The sequence below is a fragment of the Pontimicrobium sp. MEBiC01747 genome, from assembly GCF_053601635.1.
Window position 1 is genome coordinate 1 of record NZ_JBSHNS010000577.1, and the last position, 886, is coordinate 886.

Consider the following 886-nt stretch of genomic DNA (forward strand, 5'->3'; position numbering starts at 1 on the left):
CTGTAGCACCTTCATTTTTTAATCTTAATATTTCATCTTTAATAATATTGGCGTTAATAGGATCGAATCCTGAAAATGGTTCATCGAAAATAAGTAGTTTAGGTTCATGTAATACAGTAACTACAAATTGTATTTTTTGAGCCATTCCTTTAGAGAGTTCTTGTATTTTTTTATTCCACCAGTCTCCTATTTCCAAACGCTCAAACCATTGTAATAATCGTCTTTTTGCTTCTGCCTTTTGCATGCCTTTTAATTGCGCTAAATACAAGGCTTGCTCTCCTACTTTCATTGATTTATACAATCCTCTTTCTTCTGGTAAATATCCTATATCTTTTACATGGTGAGGTTGCAATGGTTTCCCATCTAATAATACATGCCCTGTATCTGGCATTGTAATTTGATTTATTATACGTATTAGTGTTGTTTTACCAGCTCCATTGGGCCCTAAGAGTCCAAAAACACTACCTTCTGGCACAGTTATAGACGCATTATTTAGTGCTGTAAAATCTCCGAATTTTTTAGAAACCAAATGTGTTTCTAACAGATTGCTCATAGTTTATTATTAGAATTATTTTCTTTTACCTTAAGTAATTTTAGGTAAAGTAATATAATAGTGAAAATCGTGTAAATATAAAAAATGTAATGTGTAGAACTTTCTCTCTTTGCATTTATTTTAACAATAGATAAAAAAACAAAACCCACCCTTAGTAAACTAAGGATGGGAAAAAATTGCTATGAAAAAGAAAAATTACCGCTAACTTTCATTAGCGATAAATCAAATATACTCTTTTTTATGAGACAATCATAAAATGACCCTAAATAACTTCTATTTATTGCAAAAAATCCCGCTAAAAAGCGGGATTTTGGTCTTTATTAGAGTGTTTCC

At 30.7% G+C, this 886-nt stretch carries 1 protein-coding gene; it reads right to left on the reverse strand.

The features are described from left to right. Positions 1 to 553, reverse strand: a 553-nt coding sequence (locus ACVC2P_RS19330) for an ABC transporter ATP-binding protein (RefSeq protein ID WP_452600085.1), incomplete at its 3' end; no start/stop codon positions are given. Positions 554 to 886 lie beyond the last annotated feature (333 nt).